The sequence below is a fragment of the Anaerobiospirillum thomasii genome, assembly GCF_900445255.1.
Lineage (GTDB): Bacteria > Pseudomonadota > Gammaproteobacteria > Enterobacterales > Succinivibrionaceae > Anaerobiospirillum_A > Anaerobiospirillum_A thomasii.
Genome location: NZ_UAPU01000006.1, coordinates 63,495 through 81,402 on the forward strand (window position 1 = coordinate 63,495; position 17,908 = coordinate 81,402).

Genomic DNA, 17,908 nt, shown 5'->3' on the forward strand with positions numbered 1-17,908 from the left:
TCCATATCAGGTTAGTCTCTGTTATCGCGCAGGGCATAAATATCGGCATTGTGCTCATTGTCTGAAACACCAGCCTGCTCTGGTTTTGTCTCGTGTTGTGTATATAATTCACTGCGCATGTTTTCTCTGTTTAATTGTTGATATATGTTTTGTAATGTGGCCGTAGTGTGCATGCTTTCTGGAAGTTCGCACATACTTTTGCATGCCTGGGACAATAGCTCTTGAGAGTGATATTTAGACTTAAACATTTTAATCATAGCTATGCAGTTACTTCTGGCATTTGTCTGCTGCATGCCTGATACTTTGTCCTGCTCCTGCAGACGTCTGCGGCATAATACATGTAGAAATTCATTAAGCTCAGACGCCTCTTTGAGGATATCCTCATTGCTGCTATAGAGGCGTTCATTGGCTTTAATTTCCTTATGCTGAGGCGTCATATGCTCCTCACTGACGCTTGAGCCATCACCGTCGCATCTGGCATGGCTGGCAATTATTCTGCCATTTAGGTAGAATATAACGTTAGATGATGTAATTTTTATATCTACAAATTCGTGGATATATTTATATGGTACAGAGTACCAGTGCCCATTTTCCTTGATCTTATATGAGCGTGGCACTCTGACCATATACCTCCATACAGCCACCTCTGGAATCTTTGATGTAAGCTCTCTTGCCGCAGGTTTTTCCTTGTTTTTAAATAGAAATTCACGTGTTACTATAGAGCTGCCCCTATATGGAGCCTGATTTATATACTTATCCACGTACTCCATAAGTACGCGGTTATGCTCTTTAAGTGTCTTGCTTATAGCAAGCTCTTCACATATAAGACTGTGGACTCTGGTTTGAATCAGGTTTACATTGGCCTCAGCCTGCGATTTACCCTGTCCGTAGTATGGTTTTGCAGCCTCGGGCAGTATATGTAATTCATTTAAAAATCCTATAAAGCTGTCATTGAAAACAACATCTCCTTTATGTCTGGTAGTAACATAGATCTTAGCGTTATCATGCTTAAGCTTTATAGGCAGAACACCCCAGCGCGTAAAAGCATTGGCAAGTGCAGTACAGGTCTCCATTACTGTCTGCGATGTTACAAGCTGGGCATAGACGTAATTACTGCAGGGCCAGCATACTACAAAATACCAGCAGTTAACTGTCCCATCTGGTGTTAGTACAGGAGTTCGCAGACCTGAGTGGTCACACATTGTATAAACCCCATAAATATAATCCTGTGTCAGATAGGCAAGCTGCTGTTTTTCTTTGTCATGCTCTTCATTTGCTCTTAAAAGCTCTACCTCGCTCTTAACCCGTTTATAAAAATTGGACTTACTCATAGCAGTATGTCCAGTTTCTGCACAGTGCTTTTCATATTTTAAAAACTCAATGGCAATATCACTATGAGAGGAGATTTTACCCGCTATCTGTGTAAAATCAGGAGTTAAAAATAGGTTCGATCTTGTGGCTCCTGTTCCGTAGAAACTACTTGTATACAAACGGAAAAAATTTTCTCGCCCATATTTTTCATAGTCATCCATACTGGTAATTCCATTGTCTTTGAGCATATTTCTAATTTTTTTAACAGTATTAACTGAGCATCCAATACTTTGAGAGATAAAAGCTCTACTACGCCCAGAAAATATAGATGTAACAATTGCATCCAGTTTTTCGGGCGAGATGCTTCTTTGATTTGAGTTTTGCATAGCACCCCCATAAAAATAAATTTAAAACATCTGCATTACTTCTTGCAGAGCCTGTATTTTATTTATGGATTTATAGTGATTTACAAAAGTAGGGAAAAACAGGTTGAAAGACGCTTTTATGAGTGTTGCTGATATGTATTGGTACAGATTTCGTAATAATCTGTCACTTATAAACCTGATAGATATACCCATTATCACAAATGCAGGATAATGCTCTGCATATTGCAGATTGTTTTTGCCAAGAGATATAAAATTAGCTTTTAATTCATAGATGTGCTGCCTGACTTGCTTAATACGGCCGTTGAGGTAGTACCGCATTTGCATGTAAATAGTATTTTTATGTTTATCGTCTAAATTTCTTACATTTAAAGCCTCAGGATGCATCTTTAACTGTTCGATAAACTCAATAAAGTACATGGCCAGATTGTCACTCTTAATGAGATTGTCCTGAATCTTCTTATCAAACAGGTTGGCAAGCATTATTGTAAAAAATGGTACCGTATATCTGGTATATGGCAGAATAAAATCTGGCAGGATAATACTTTTATGTCTCCTGCCTAAGTGGTCTACCACAATGATATTTTCAAGCTTCAACAGCAATGTTTGGTTTCGCCAAAGCTTTGTGTGCCTTATTTTCTTTTCATAATAAATAAGACATCCAGGATACTTTTGTGAGTACTTTGCCTCAAGCTCCTTTTTATATGGGGCTTGTAGTGTGACAAGGACACGTCCGTCCTGATCACATATATAATCAAATAGATTATGTGATAGACTATGCATGACAATATGTCAGACTGTGGTTATCATGACTTCCAACCGACGATAACCACAGTTCCTTTGAGTAAAAATAAAATATTAAATCCTACAGTGTCTGTAAGCACGATTGATTGCGAAATATACTACTTCAAACTTCTAATCATCAAGAATTTTCCTAAGGATTTTTTTAACTGGATATTGTGGAATGCTTCCGGATCTTATAGATATTGCGGGCATTGCAAATCTTTTTGCTGTGTTTAAGTATCTAAAGCCGCGACGACAGCATGTTCCATGCTGTCTATATGAGTTTAATTTGCGATCCTGCTGCCCCTGCCTATTGAATGACAAGCCCTTCGGGTTAGCTACGCTAATCATTCAATAGGCAGGGGCAGCAGGTTGTGCTGAAAAAATAGAGTTATATCTTTTCTTTTAGAGCTCTAACATGTAAATAGGATTAAAAATGACATTTCACAGTGGACCATTAAAAAAATTTAAAGAAGGGGTATATTGAAAAATTTTTGGGGGTATTGATAAAAATTTAAAAAGGCATTGATTAAAGAAAGTTACCCGATCTCTGTTGGTAGAAATTGACGATCAGCATTAAATAGAATATCCAGCAGGCTACGTAAAATACAGTATGCTCAAAGAAATGGATGATAAAGGGCATTACTTTATGATACGTGGCAAAAGAAACATGGATGGAGAGATTATAGACTGCCATCTTAATGGTGTAAAAGAGCAGTCCTTTATTGGTCTGAGACTTAAAGATCGCCTGGTAGGATCTTATATGAAAATGGATGACATGACATTAACTGTCAGACTTAACAACGGCCTTACTGTGCGAGTTTTAAGGGTATGGAGCAGAAGCAAAAGCGATATATCATTCCTCATTACAAATATTAAAAATACCACGTTTACAGCAAGGGAGCTGGCTGCCATTCAAAAAATAAGATGGCAGGTTGAATTGTTCTTTAAAGCTTTAAAGGGTGGCGTTAATCTAAGAGGAATCAAGACAAAGATAGTTGATATAATATATAGCCTCATTTATGTTAGCTTTATTGTAGCTATGCTTAAATACCTGATTTTCTTGGCAGTTGATACGGGGCTTCAAAAAGGAGGCAAAACTATGCAAAGTGCCTCTTTCTATAAGATCTTTGTTTCAAGCATGACCTATTGGACCAGCTATATAAAATCATTGTTTTCAAAGGGAATTACTAAACTGCAAGAATTATTAAAGTCTTTCTTAAAACTGACGCATCTTTACAAGATGAGCCCTCAGTCGCGTAAAAAACAAGAAAACCTAAATACTGCAGATTCAGTAATTAAAATGTGGGAGGAAGGGGCATACGCATCGGCATTTGATGCACAATTTACAGTTTGTTAAAATCATGGATATGTAAATGCCTTGACTTTTTTCTTGTTTTATGGTACGATTTACCCAATAGGAGGACATCATGGCCAGTAAAGATAAGAATCAAAATCACCCAGTTTTCAAGAACGTTGTTGCCAGCAAGAGAACCTATGCCTATGCTCTCTTGCAGGGGAAATCTGTATGGAATGCTGAAAAAGGCTATTCAACCCGTGTGGCACCAACTCAGATTGGATCTATCAAAAGCAAAGATGGTATTGGTGAGTGTGTTTTTAATATTAACTTTCTCTCTGAAAATCCTGAGTTTATTCCATGGAAGGTTATACGTGTGGGACAGGGAAAGTTTGAGTACGAAAGACGCTCAGAAGCTGAAATCAAGGAAATAAAACAAAAACTAGCCGACTCTCAGGATATTTTGGATGATATTAAAGCAAATCCATCTAAACCCGGCATACGCACCAAGGCCTCTGTTGCCAGAAATTCTGGCTCTGCCACCCCCAAGACCTGCGGCACTGCTCGTAAGTTTGGCGATTATTATCTGCTCAAATCCTTTATGGATAAGATGCCATCATTTAATATCCTTAAAAAGATTATGCCTGATGACAAATACATCCTGCTGGTATACATGATAATGACCTGTCTGTCCAAGGGTATTAAATCTATATCTTATGAGATTGAGGCTTTTGTCAGAGAGCACGCTCTTGATTTAGATATAAACTCTTATAAAGATCATATACAGAGACTGTATAAATACATAGATGAAAACGGCGTTATAAACGAGTTTGCCAAATTTAAAACTCAGTATCATAAAAAGAAAAATAGCAATAAGCACATGCAGTTTCTGGCTCTTGATGGTACTAACGTAGATAATGCCGGCAACTGCCTGACTAAGGCACAGTACGGCAAATCTAAAAGCGGTACAGACAACAAGGTTATTAATTTTATAACACTGGTTGACCAGAGCACACATGAGCTGTTTTCCACTGTTACATATGCAGGCAATATTACAGATGTGCTGACTGTGGAGTCAGTATGCAGGCAGCTTGTGGACAGAGGCGCCGGCGACAATATATCTTTAGTCTGTGACAGGGGATTCTGGTCTATCAACAATATCTCGGCCATGCTTGAGCATAATATATCCTTTGTGTGCAACTGTAATATAGCCAAGAGCAAACTTATCAAAGAGCAGGTAGATGCCATATCACGCGATCTGCTAAGAGACAGGGGTCTGGTTTTTAGCAGTAGCGCAGATATTACAGACACTGCTCCTAAACTGCTTGCAGGAAAGACTATACAGCTCCCATGGTCTTATACACAGAAGATTCTAAGTAAAATGGCAAGAGAAAATAATGAGTCTTACAAGCCTGTAAGGCAAAAGGAGAAAACTCTGTATGTACACTTTATTTTCTCCCGCGAGATATATGAAGAGAGCATGAATAAATATCGTGTTTTAGTAAAAGAGCTCAATGATGCCTATGATATAGCCAGCAACTGGCAGGAGGTTATTGCAGGTAAAGAGCCATCTGAGCTTACTGCCGCTCATACCAATCTTTTAAAAGACAAGCTCGTTGATTTATTTCAATATAGTGATGAGGTTGCAGACACTGACTCCTCTTTTGACAAAAAGGAGCAGCCTCAACAACGCTATTACCCAAGGTACTATGCCATATCAAGGCTATGCAGACAAATAGCCACCAGAGTTCTGGTTTCTGACTGTGTGGATAATGTTATTGAGGCAAATGAAATATATGCGCAGAGAAATAATGTAGAGGTGGGCTATAGTATAATTAAAGGCGAGCTTGGAGGCTCTACACTCAATGCCTCCACCGATAAGACAGTAAATGCCAAAGTATTCATACTGTCTCTTGCATCAGAGGTGCAAAGACAAATGCTCGAGGCTAATAAAGTCTTTAATAAAGAGCAGATTAAAAACAATCTGCATCCTGTAAAGCTTTGTCATAACTCATTTAGAGGCACACTGCGCTCTCTGGAGGCTATAGAGGCCACTATTGATAAAGAAAATGGATCTATAATATTCTCTGGAGGAATATTAAAAAGGCAGTCTGAGTTAATACGCTCATTTGGCATTGAGCCATTAGATACGCTGACACGTGCAGCATATGCCAAAGAAGAGGGTTTTAGCTTTAAACGATAGTTAAAAAAAGAAGATCTGGTCGCGTCCGGCGACCGGCTTCTGGTCATGAAATTAAGATTGATTCTCGGTATGTTTGGAGTGCGATCTTAGGGAATTGAGCTTGGATTTTTACTGTCGAGCAAATCCAGGACATTGTCAGCATTTCTACTGTCTGAGGCTCTGAAATAGGTGGCACTTACCTCCTCCGTCCAGGATGTGGCCATACACCATAACTGTGACTTTTTAATATAACCGCCTTTAGTCTTTTGCGAGCGTACCTTAAGTGTGGTCTCGTCCATAATAACGCTGCGACAGTTATAGAGCATGTCATTATGAATAACCTCAGCCGCTCCATGGAAAAAAGCTCTTGAGCTTCCATTTATAATATCTGTGATATGTACACGCGACCAGTCAACACCCAGGCCGTTTAGCATGGTGGTAATACGGCTCTTAGGAGCACTGAGCATAGCAAACATTGAGTGTAATGCACTCATAAGTCCAGCAGATAGAGCGCATTTATTAAAGCATGGCAGCAAGGCAAAGGCATCAAAATCAAAAGTGTTGGGATTTATAATGTCATTTCTGCCCTTATAGCTGATTACATCATGGGCTATATCATGTGAGCTTTTAACTGCACCATCATGGCGGCAGATATTCTGCAGGATCTTCTTGTTAACCTTAGCTTTATTGTCTGAGTTTTTAAGCTCGCTGTTATCTGCAGACTCATTCGTGTGGGTTTAGGGTGTATTTTGTCTGTCCTGATTTGTAACAATAACCTCTTGATTTAATGACTGTTCTATTTTTGAGTCACATTCGTTTGAATTACGAACAGCTGCGTCAGACTTATCACTTCCTCCTGTTTTTACCTCATAGGTATCATAGGCAGTTATCAGAGCAGGATTGTATTCTATGGTAGTGCCGCAGCCTACACCTATGAGATTCTGTACAGCACTGAGGCTGATTTTGGTATCAATACCCTGATTCTCTTTAACCTCATTTGCTCTTTTAATCTTGCCATCAAATTTAAACTCATGGATATGTTTGCATGTAGGGCAGTAGCATCTGATCTTAAAACATGTAGGCACTTTGATGGCTTTTGTAATGTCGCTGTCTTGAGAGATTTAAAATGCTCCTTTCTTCTGCGAGTGGTTCTAAAACCACACCTGCTGAGTTTTTATTATTTTTTCTAATCTCACCCGACAGCTCAATGATACTTTGCACGCTTTGCTGTTTACTTTCTTATAATCGACATTGGAGTTATTTATCACGATTATCCGTGTATCAAGACATTTAATATAGCTATCACCCTGATTATGACGTTATTCTGGCTCAGCTGCAAATAGAAGAAAAATAATAAAAATGAGAGTTATAATTATGCCTTGATAAGTTACCATGCATGAAATCAATATAGATCGGCATATTTATAAAACCTATGAAGCATAATATTAAGCCAAGTTCAAGAGCTTTATCTCTAATTTTTAAAACAAATGGGTTTACTGGTCCTTTATATAACAGGCCATCTGCCAACAAATGAAACATAATTAATAGAGTAGAGCTTATTACAGAAGACAGAGCCGCCTGAATAAGCATACAGAATGGAATGTAGTTAATTGGTATTAAATAAATAACCATTGTATAAGACATTATAAAAGCAAATATTTTAATTAATATCTTTTGGTAGATATTAATCTTATTGTCATAGATAGTTTGTAATAAAATAAGGTACGTTTGTTGGCATATATCACAGATAATAAAACAATAGGTAAAGTTAAGGTTACTTGCGGCAAATGCAGCGTCATCATTAATTATTTTATAAATAATCACAGTAAAGCATAAATTTAGAATGTTTTTTGTACATAAATCAAAAAATTTGAAGCCGTAATATGTCCAGCAGTAAGAAAAAGTTACTGTATAAAAAAGAATTGCGCTCCAATTTGTCACAGAATCGACCGACTCTAATACGTTTATATATACCAAACCCATGCCAAAGTTAAATTGTAATTTCTGGTCTGTACTTTCATATTTTGGGTCAACTAAAAAAGATGAAATAAAACACAAGCTTTCTTTGAATCTTTTAACAACAATATTATGTTTTTCTCCTATCAATCGTAAGTGTTTAATATAATCTGACTGCACCTTAATATACTTGTACGAATAGATTATCAGACAAAAGACTAAGGTATAGATCAATATCATTTGTTTCTCCTATTTAGCCTAACTTAAGCATGCACTATAGTATACAAGATCTTAGAGAACACATGGTTTAAACCAGCTCTATAGCCGACAGATCAACACCTAATGCACCTAGGATGATTTTTTGGGTTTTTGTCAGAGCCTTGGTCAGAAAAATATCTGATTTCGAGCGTTTAATACTTATATCATCAAGCTCTCTTAGTAGTTTCTCATAGGTCATTTTAATAAAGCGTTTTGGCTCTTCGACCTTTAGCTTATTTATAACTTCCTGTATAAAGCTGTGTACAACTAGAGCCATAAAAATCACAAACATTTTACCTCTTGCAGTATTAGAGTTATGAATTTTTAATCTATCGCAGTCTAAAGTGTTCTTGGCAGTATCAAAGATCTTTTCCTGCACATCTTTGTGCCTGTAGGCAGACAGTACATCAGCGCCACTAAGATCAGAGTTAGTAGTAAACAGTGCAAAAAAGCCAAGCAGCTTCTGAGCTTTTATTATTTTATCTTCATCCTCTTTAAATACGTATCCACAAGGGTTACTGTCATCTTTTATGCAATTGTGAAACTTGCACAGAGACTTAGCTTTTCTTTGTGTTATTGGCATACCATCATCATTAACTTCCTTGATTTTTTCAATCTCAGCGGCAACTTCTTGACTGAGTATTTTATTATCTTCATAACACTTATTCATATCATGGTAAATATGCAGGACACCTTTTACATCTTCTATTGTATGCTCTATACGATGGCCGTAAATTCCTGGGTATTCAGACAATTCATATTTTGGCAACCTATATGCTTGAGAGTTAGACAGAGCCTCAATAACCTCAAGGGCTTGCTTATACCTGCTAAGAGAAACACCAACAATGAGTTTTAGCCCAGCATTGTCAAGAAAAGTAATGCCTTTTTGGCTAAAGAAACCTCTGTCAAAGGTACAGACATTGCGCGTGCTGATACCAAGACGCTTGGCATCATTGATTACGTATGGTAGTTGCGTAGAATCATTCAGAGAGCCATTGTACATTGAATAATACAGTGGCTTTTTACTTTTTATACTTGAGAACATGCCAAGATTAACCTGTGGCAAATCCTCTTTATCTCTGTTATAACCAAACTCAGCATGCTGTATCTCTTGTGCATATGAGGAAAATGAAGTTACGTCGTAACATATTGCTTCATTCAGATCCATATGTTTTTTCAGCCATAATTCGAAAAATGAATCTATATCTTCCTGTTCACAAAGAGAAAACAGCCTTGATATTGTTGAATCACTAACAGAGCCAATCTCAGGCTCATCAAAGACAAATGTCTTTGAAAAGTCATCAATATTACTCATGGTTGAATCACCAGAGGCTATAAGACATGCTGTTGCAGTTAAATAGTCAGACTCTTTTTTATCAAAGATCTTTTTTATACAGTCGCTCAAACCTGTATTTTCAAAAATCTTTTTTAATATCAGAGAGCTGCCTTTAACAACATCACCATTAACCACAGGTACACCATGAGAAATAGATGTAATCTTTGAACCTCTTTTTTGCTTTTTAGCTTTACGCTCTTCCTTTTTATCTAATACCACCTGAGGGATGGCCGCACCGGTAATAGCAAAATATTTGTCATTAGGGTGAAACAGTGTTGGATCAGTCTCACTGACTCGACCAACGATAACAGACTTATTGCGGGACTGTCCTTTTTCATTTCTAAAAAAGGAAGTGTACATATACAGATATTTAATAGGCCTGCCACCACGTATTTCAGACTGTGTATAGCACCTGCTTTGAGGAACAGCATATGTTATTTCGTAATAAATCATGAAAAGCCCCCTAAAATCACTACTATACAAATAACTATAAACCGATAATATATCGTATACACAAAAACAATAAAAAAGCAATGAGTTTTTACTAAAAAAAAATCATTGCTAACAGTAAATTATTTAATAAATAATAAGTAAATATAAATGGCCGAGCAAACTACTATATATTGCATGAAAAATTTAGGCTATATATAACAATCAAATATTCCTATTAAAGCTCCAAAAGAAACCATAGTCAAGTATAGATATGCTTAGGGTCTTCCCAATTTTAAAAGGACAATACAGTCTGTATTTACTTTTATAGTGGGATAGAGTCCACATTGATGCACGAAGAGTCAAAAATAAATGAACTTATATTTATTTAAGTTCAACCAGATCTTCGTACTTAAATACTTTAATATAAATATAAACTTTTTTATTTACTTTAAAACATACGTAAGAAACAGGTTTGACATAAAAAGTAATATTAAAAATAATTTTGGCTCTCTTAATGACATCTTCAGATATACCACTTTCATTTACACCTAAAATTCCCTTTCTAGTCTCATCATTAATCTTATTGGATTTTTCAAAGAAAATTTTTAAATATGATACTAACATTTTACTGTTAAGAAAATACATACAATGCATGTAAATTCCCATCAGAGTAGATAATGTAAATGCATATGACTTGATTATAGAATAAGTTTCTGGATCAAGTATCTCACCAGGTTTAAAATTTGGGTCCATGTTCAAAACAAATATAAAAATTAGAGATACACCTATTGGACAAAGAAATACAACAGATATAACATACTTTCTAATTCTGGTAAGAGAGTCATTTTTATAGTCATCATCTTGCTTAAAATATTGTTTAATTACGTTATATTTTTCAGGAGTTATTAATATCGGAAAAATCACCATTAATATTACAGTAATTATTATACAAGAATAGTTAGAATCCGTTACCATCCTGATTAAAATATTTGAAAATATTACTGTAATCAACGATATCACAGCAGTATGAAATAATATTTCAATTGGCAACCAAGTTCTCATATATGTAGCACGAAGTAAATATTTTATAGATCCTAAAGAATTTATAGAAATATTGATACTGTTTTTACTGAGCTCTTTATCAATATACATCATACTGCCAATAATTTTTATTTTTGTAAACCCAAAAATTAAATATCCTAGTAATAGTATTGGATAAAAAATTAGATTAAGATCTGATACCAAATAATTAATAAATTTAAATATATCTGTCATGAATATTCTCCTTTAATATATTTTATGTATAAAATCTGTATTTTTAAAATTATTAGTAATACTAATTTTCTTCGATAATGTTTATGAATGTTCTTTATTTTTAGGCTTTCAAAAAATTCATTTTTAATCTATTTACTATAACGGTATTCGTACATCTGAATAATATTTTTTTGCTAGGTAAGCAACCTATATAACAAAGATCTTCTTTATTGGTGTTAAAAATTGAATGCGTTATTTATATTTTCACATCTTAATGTTCTTTGTTAAAACTTATTTTGTGATATAAAATTTAATAACAATGTCTATCTATTTACTCTATCAATCTATTTATTCAGTTATTTGTATTATTTGAAGTTGCCTTTACAGTATCTGTACTTATCTTTTTATAACCCCTTAAAAGCAATTTTATCCAGACTTTTTACGTTGATCAATATTTAAAATCTATTTTTCTGATGATGTTTTGCAATTTCTAAATGTTTTTAGCACATAAGCAACCCGCATTTAGATTTTGATGTTAGAATGTGCAAAATGCATTAAATAGTGGGATAATTATGCCTTTAACCAATATACCAACCACATCTGACATCAAGCTTAAAGATTTGATGCAGGTCGTAGAATCAAAACTTTCACATACAATAACAGACTTAGCTATAGAAAAGCAGGTAAGCGATCTATGCCAGACCGTTATATCTGCAGGTGGCAAGAGAATAAGACCAAGAATCGCGCTTTTATGCGCAACCTCTTTACCTAATTATACTCCTGAATTTGACGATAAAATCACATCTGTTGCTGCAGCTCTTGAACTTTTACATACAGCAACCTTAATTCATGATGATGTAATTGATGAGTCACCTCTGCGTCGTGGACATGAAACATTGAATGCAACCGAGGGCAATCATATTGCAGTGCTGGCCGGTGACTATATGTTCACCCGTTGCTTTATAACGCTGCAAAGTGCATTATCTGTACAAATTATTACTGAGTTTTCCAAAACTTTAGGTACTCTGGTAGCAGGTGAGCTCTTTCAGCTTGAGCACGAGGGAGATCTGTCCATTACATATGAGCAGTATGAAAACATAATTTATGCAAAAACAGGTGCCCTGTTTGAACTTGCGGCATCATCTATCTGTATAGTTCTAGATGAGCCTCAGAGCACATATGATATTCTCAAAGAATATGGCCGTCAGATTGGCATTGCTTTTCAGGTTATCGATGATGTATTAGATTACCGTTCCGACAATGCTACCTTAGGCAAGATTGTGGGAGAGGATCTAAAAGATAGGAGAATTACTCTGCCTCTTATTATCACCCTTGAAAAACTTAGCAGCACAGATAAGGACAGCTTTATCAAAGCCATTGAGGAGGTTGATCTGAACACTGTTATTAGCTACATGCAAAAGACAGATGCACTCAAGCTCTCTTATGACTATGCCAAAAAGGCTATTGATAAAGCTTTATCCTGCCTTGCAGTGCTTAAAGATGGTGAGGCAAAGTCTATACTTGAAGCTCTTACTTTAAAGATAATTAACAGAGACAGCTAAGTTTGAGTACTGACAACTGATTTTTGACTGTGCTTTAAATGACATAGCTAATATTTAAAGAGGACCATGAGGTCCTCTTTAAATTTGCTTTATCCAAAAGCCTTGCAGCTTATTTGATACTAAGCAAATGGATCTTCAATAAATATGGTCTGATTGCGCTCTGGTCCTGTTGATAAAATAGCTATTTTAACACCGGCAAGCTCCTCAAGACGTCTCACATATTTTTGAGCATTTACAGGCAGTTTATCAAACTCTGTAACACCAAAGGTTGTCTCTGTCCAGCCCGGCATAGTCTCATATACAGGCTCAACCTCACCATACTCATAAGCTGCAAGTGGTGGAAGGTTGCTTACGCTGCCATCTTTGAGCTTATAGCCAACACAGATCTTAACCTCATCCATGCCATCTAAAACATCAAGCTTCATAAGAGCGATGCCTGTGAGGGAGTTAATGGTAACAGCACGGCGCATAGCCACAGCATCATACCAACCAGCTCTTCTTGCTCTGCCGGTTACTGCACCAAACTCTTTACCTCTTGTGCAGATACCCTGACCAATTTCATCTAAAAGCTCGGTTGGGAATGGACCGCCGCCTACACGTGTAGTATAGGCCTTGGCAATACCTAATACATAATCAATATGCAGTGGACCTGCGCCTGAACCTGTGCAGCAGCCACCAGCTACAGTATTTGATGATGTAACATATGGATAAGTACCATAGTCAATATCAAGGAATGATCCCTGAGCACCCTCATAGAGAATCTTCTCACCGCGCTCTCTTGCATCAGCTAAAATTGCAGAAATATCTGCAATCATTGGCAGGATTTTATCGCGCAGAGCCATAATGCTCTCCATGATACTCTCGTATGAAACCTCCGGCTCATCATAATAATGCTTGAGCATGAAGTTACGGTATTTGAGCAGATTCTTAAGGCGCTCTGAAAAACGCTCCATATCGAGCAGATCGCCTACACGCAGACCACGTCTTGCTACCTTGTCCTCATAGCATGGGCCAATACCGCGACCTGTTGTGCCAATGGCATTCTTACCGCGCAGTTTTTCAGCACCTCTGTCAATTGCAGGGTGGATTGGCAGTAACAGAGCGCAGGCACCTGAAATCTTTATTCTTTTGTGGGCATCTTTAAAGCCTGCAGCTTCAAGCTCGCTTATCTCTGAGAATAAGGCCTCAGGAGATACAACTACACCAGAGCCGATTAAACACTGACAGCTCTCATGTAAAATACCTGAAGGTACAAGTCTTACTACAACTTTCTTATCACCTACTACCAGGGTATGACCTGCATTATGGCCACCCTGGGAGCGAACCACAATACTTGCCTTTGAAGTTAAAAGATCAGCAATTTTACCTTTACCCTCATCACCCCACTGGGTGCCAAGCACTACAACATTCTTTGGCATGACTTTATCTCACCTTCGTTGCCCTGTATAAATAAACGGATCAAAAAAAGATCCCACAAACAGTGGGATCTTATAATTTTTTACTTAATTTTTCAATGCAAAGGGGCAGATCTTTTACCTGCGTCCTATAGGATCATCAAAGTATCTGAAAAATTCGTTATCAGGATTTATAACCATGACATCATTACCACTCTTCATGGAATTGCGATAGGCATCCATGGAGCGTAAAAAGTCAAATAATTCAGGATTCTGTGAATAGGCATCAGCATAGATCTTGGTAGCCTGGGCATCACCCTCACCCTTTAACATACGGGCTTTTCTTTCAGCCTGAGCCACTTTAACCACAACCTCTCTGTCAGCCTTGGCACGTATAGCCTCAGCCTCCTGACGGCCCTGTGAGCGGTGTAATTTGGCCACAGCATCACGCTCGGCACGCATACGCTGATAGATTGAGTTTGAAACCTCAGGTGGCAGATTGATCTGTTTTATTCTCACATCAACAATCTGAATACCAAGCTCTGTTGCAGATGAACCAATATCCTTAAGGGCATTTTGCATAACCTCATCACGCTTGGAGCTGCCTATAACTGAAGGCTCTGAGGCATCAAAGGTATTATCCTCATTACCCTGACCTGAAACAATTTCATGAATGGTAAGTTTACCAATCTGACTTCTTAAGGAGTTGGTGATACGACGGCGCAAAAGCTCCTCAGCCTGCATTTTGTTACCACCTGCTGTAGTCAGATAGTAGGTTGCAGGATCTGATATCTTCCACTTTACATAAGAGTCAATAATAAGATCCTTTTTCTCTGCAGTTACAAAGCGATCAGCCCTTGAGCTTAGAGTCTGTATTCTTGAATCAAGCATTCTTACCTGATCAATAAATGGTATCTTAAAGTGCAGTCCTGGCTGTGACACATTTAAAGCAGAATCTGAGGTTCTTATCACCTTGCCAAAACGGGTAACAATACCCACATTGCCCTCTTTAATCACAAAAAGAGAATTAAAGCCTATTACACCTGCAATAAGAGCAGAGGCAAATATTAAATTTAAAGTTGAACTGCGCATTATCTTACCCTCTGACCATATGAAGATGACTGATATCTTGATGAATTGCCATACTGATTTGGCAGCGGTTTGATAGTACTCTCATCTATTTTTGTTTCTATCTGATAATTGTCTTTAACCTCGTTTTGCACCTTAGGCTGGGCAACAGAGGCAGCATTGCCGTTTAGATTTGGCATAGGCATGTACAGCATTGGGCTCTGTCCGTTTTTGGTGTCAACTATAACCTTGGATGACTTGGATAAAACCTCCTGCATGGTCTCAAGATAGATACGGCTTCTTGTGATCTCTGGAGCTGCATTAAACTCAGGCAGGATCTGCTCAAAGCGGGCCACCTCACCTTGTGCCTTGAGCACAACCTGTGATTTGTAACCCTCAGCCTCATTTAAAATTCTCTGTACCTGACCTTCAGCACGTGGCAGCACCTCATTGGCATAAGCCTCGGCCTCACGCTTGAATCTCTGCTCATCTTCCTGAGCTGCAATGGCATCATCAAATGCCTCTTTAACCTGATCAGGGGCACGGGCTGGCAGGAAGTTTACATCAACCACACTAAGGCCCATATTGTAAGGCTCGATAATGGAGACTAAAAGATCGCGTGTATTCTGTCTTACCATCTCACGGCCAGAGGTTAAAATATCATCCATCATGGTATGACCTACAACATAGCGCAGAGCTGAATCTGTAGCCTCGGTAAGTGAATTGTCTGGATCAGTTACGCTGTAGAGATATTTGACAGGATCAGAAATGCGATACTGCACATCCATCTCAACCATTACCACATTTTCATCTTCTGTAAGCATGGAGCCTGATGACTGAATGGCACGTACCTGTTCAATATCCACAACAGTTACAGTGTCAATACCGCTCATTTTCCATCTAAGACCCGGCTCTACTACATCATAGACCTTGCCAAAGCGCAGTACTACACCACGCTCAGCCTCACGCACTGTATAAAAGCCTGTAAAGATATATACACCTAGGGCTACACCTAAAATAACTGTCAGACCAAGATTGCCACCCTTTTTACCAGAGGATCCTGAGCCTGATCCTGACTGATTGCCAAAGATTTTCTTTAACATATTGACTATGTTGTTCAGATCAAATCCCTGATTAGCCTTGGCTTTTCTACCCCATGGATCATCATTTTGTGTATTTCTGCCCCACTGCTGGTCATTGTCATTACTGTCCTGACCCTTTTCTTTGTCAGAACCGTTGTTGTCAGAGCCAGGAGCATTCCAGGCCATGGCATCAGCTATATTATTATCTTTCATAATGTCTCAATATCATCAAAGTCAAAATTAAAATCTGTATCTGTCTCAGGTTCATCATGCCTTAGAGTTTCTTCTGCCTGACTTACAAGCCACGGCTTTGCTCCTGATACACATTCACTCAAGGCACCTGAGGTTTTCTTGTCTATACGCTTAAGATCATCAGCTCTGGCCTTAACCTCAAGCAGCATATTGCCGCAATCATCATAACTTTCGTTAAATACGGCCTTAAGCTCATACAGGCAGGCTCTTACTTTTGTATGTTTAGGGCTTATCTTAGCAGTAAAAGAGCATAAATTAGAAGAGAGCAGTTCACTTATTGCAAATAAAAGTTCATCAAGTCCCATTCCTGTTTTAGCAGAAACATTTACTCTGACAGGACGTGAGGTATCATCATAGACTACCAGCGCCTCAACACCTGAGACCAGATCGGATTTGTTATAGACCAGAAGCTGCGGTACACCACTTGCCCCAATACTTTCTAAAACCTCATTAACAGCCTTTATATTATCTTCAATTCTAGGATCTGAGGCATCAATTACATGCAAGAGCAGATCGGCCATGATGCTCTCTTCAAGAGTTGATCTGAAAGCTGCCACCAGATCATGAGGCAGATGACGGATAAAACCTACTGTATCAGCAAAAACAGCCTTACCTACAACTGGCAGCATAACTGTGCGCAAAGTTGGATCTAGTGTGGCAAAAAGCTGATCGGCAGCATAGACCTGAGAGTCTGTCATGCGATTGAAAAGAGTGGATTTGCCTGCGTTGGTGTAACCTGCAAAAGATATAACCGGTATGGCGTTTTTCTTGCGCTGTGAGCGGCTTAAATTTCTGCGTTTGGCAACTACTGACAGCTCTTCATTCAAAGCTGCAATTCTTTCTTTTAAGGCACGGCGATCAAGCTCAATCTGTGTCTCACCAGGACCGCCTCTTAAACCAAAACCGCCCTTTTGTCTTTCAAGGTGGGTCCAGCCGCGCACCAGACGTGCCTGAGCATATTTCAAACGGGCCAGCTCCACCTGCAGTTTACCTTCATAGGTGCGGGCGCGCATGGCAAAAATTTCAAGAATCAGTGCGGTTCTGTCCATAACACGCACATTAAGTTCACGCTCAAGATTACGTTCCTGAGCTGGGGTCAGTGCACTGTTGAAAATGACGCACTCAGCCTCATAGGCATGAATGGCATCACGCACCTCGGCAACTTTGCCAGAACCAATAAAAAAGCGGGGATCAGGGGTGTCTCTGTTACAGATAATGGCAGTAGTCACTATACCGCCTGCAGATTCACACAGGCGATATAACTCTTCAAGATCTTCTACTGATTGTGCCTTGGGCAGCTGGACATGCACTAAAAGTGATGGCCCTAAGGGCTCGAACTCTTTATCTGACATATCCAA

General features: G+C 38.2%; 13 protein-coding genes. 3 read left to right on the forward strand and 10 right to left on the reverse strand.

All coding sequences use genetic code 11. The annotated features are described in order from the left end of the window. Positions 1 to 11: 11 nt before the first annotated feature. A complete protein-coding gene (locus DRZ93_RS06155) occupies positions 12 to 1,532 on the reverse strand; it encodes a Mu transposase domain-containing protein (protein ID WP_146741084.1) in 1,521 nt (506 codons plus the stop codon). A gap of 186 nt (positions 1,533 to 1,718) precedes the next feature. Continuing rightward, positions 1,719 to 2,291 carry a hypothetical protein gene (locus DRZ93_RS06160; protein WP_146741083.1) on the reverse strand — a complete coding sequence of 191 codons (573 nt, stop codon included), beginning with the start codon at positions 2,289 to 2,291 and terminating at the stop codon, positions 1,719 to 1,721. A gap of 766 nt (positions 2,292 to 3,057) precedes the next feature. Between DRZ93_RS06160 and DRZ93_RS06165 the strand changes: the two genes are divergently transcribed. Both DRZ93_RS06165 and DRZ93_RS06170 read left to right on the forward strand, forming a co-directional pair. Then, positions 3,058 to 3,837, forward strand: a complete 780-nt coding sequence (locus tag DRZ93_RS06165) for a transposase (RefSeq protein ID WP_281268120.1) — start codon at positions 3,058 to 3,060, stop codon at positions 3,835 to 3,837. A gap of 70 nt (positions 3,838 to 3,907) precedes the next feature. Beyond that, positions 3,908 to 5,977 (forward strand): IS1634 family transposase, encoded by a 2,070-nt coding sequence (locus DRZ93_RS06170; RefSeq protein WP_113746124.1) that lies wholly within the window; start codon positions 3,908 to 3,910, stop codon positions 5,975 to 5,977. Positions 5,978 to 6,063: 86 nt separating this feature from the next. Here the strand turns inward: DRZ93_RS06170 and DRZ93_RS06175 are convergent, their stop codons facing one another. From DRZ93_RS06175 to DRZ93_RS06195, 4 genes are all read right to left on the reverse strand, one after another. Continuing rightward, the gene (locus DRZ93_RS06175) at positions 6,064 to 6,450 is read right to left on the reverse strand and encodes an IS66 family transposase (protein ID WP_113746125.1); all 387 of its coding nucleotides are present in this window, start codon (positions 6,448 to 6,450) and stop codon (positions 6,064 to 6,066) included. A 243-nt stretch (positions 6,451 to 6,693) separates the two neighbouring features. After that, positions 6,694 to 7,041, reverse strand: a complete 348-nt coding sequence (locus DRZ93_RS06180) for a hypothetical protein (RefSeq protein WP_113746126.1) — start codon at positions 7,039 to 7,041, stop codon at positions 6,694 to 6,696. Positions 7,042 to 8,219: 1,178 nt separating this feature from the next. After that, the gene (locus DRZ93_RS06190) at positions 8,220 to 9,959 is read right to left on the reverse strand and encodes an IS1634 family transposase (protein ID WP_113746128.1); all 1,740 of its coding nucleotides are present in this window, start codon (positions 9,957 to 9,959) and stop codon (positions 8,220 to 8,222) included. Between the two features lie 360 nt (positions 9,960 to 10,319). After that, the gene (locus tag DRZ93_RS06195; RefSeq protein WP_113746129.1) at positions 10,320 to 11,213 is read right to left on the reverse strand and encodes a hypothetical protein; all 894 of its coding nucleotides are present in this window, start codon (positions 11,211 to 11,213) and stop codon (positions 10,320 to 10,322) included. Positions 11,214 to 11,764: 551 nt separating this feature from the next. On the opposite strand from DRZ93_RS06195, the gene DRZ93_RS06200 reads away from it, so the two are divergent. Then, a complete protein-coding gene (locus DRZ93_RS06200) occupies positions 11,765 to 12,754 on the forward strand; it encodes a polyprenyl synthetase family protein (RefSeq protein ID WP_113746130.1) in 990 nt (329 codons plus the stop codon). Between the two features lie 119 nt (positions 12,755 to 12,873). On the opposite strand, the gene DRZ93_RS06205 is transcribed toward DRZ93_RS06200, so the two are convergent. From DRZ93_RS06205 to hflX, 4 genes are all read right to left on the reverse strand, one after another. Continuing rightward, entirely contained in the window at positions 12,874 to 14,172 is a 1,299-nt protein-coding gene (locus DRZ93_RS06205) for an adenylosuccinate synthase (RefSeq protein ID WP_113746131.1), read from the reverse strand. Positions 14,173 to 14,286: 114 nt separating this feature from the next. Next, the gene (gene hflC, locus DRZ93_RS06210) at positions 14,287 to 15,240 is read right to left on the reverse strand and encodes a protease modulator HflC (RefSeq protein ID WP_113743098.1); all 954 of its coding nucleotides are present in this window, start codon (positions 15,238 to 15,240) and stop codon (positions 14,287 to 14,289) included. Further along, positions 15,240 to 16,484, reverse strand: coding sequence for an FtsH protease activity modulator HflK (gene hflK / locus DRZ93_RS06215; RefSeq protein ID WP_113746198.1), 1,245 nt, complete (start codon positions 16,482 to 16,484; stop codon positions 15,240 to 15,242). Before hflK ends, hflC begins: the two co-directional genes overlap by 1 nt. A 23-nt stretch (positions 16,485 to 16,507) precedes the next feature. Continuing rightward, positions 16,508 to 17,902 carry a ribosome rescue GTPase HflX gene (gene hflX, locus DRZ93_RS06220; protein ID WP_113746132.1) on the reverse strand — a complete coding sequence of 465 codons (1,395 nt, stop codon included), beginning with the start codon at positions 17,900 to 17,902 and terminating at the stop codon, positions 16,508 to 16,510. Between the last annotated feature and the right edge of the window lie 6 nt (positions 17,903 to 17,908).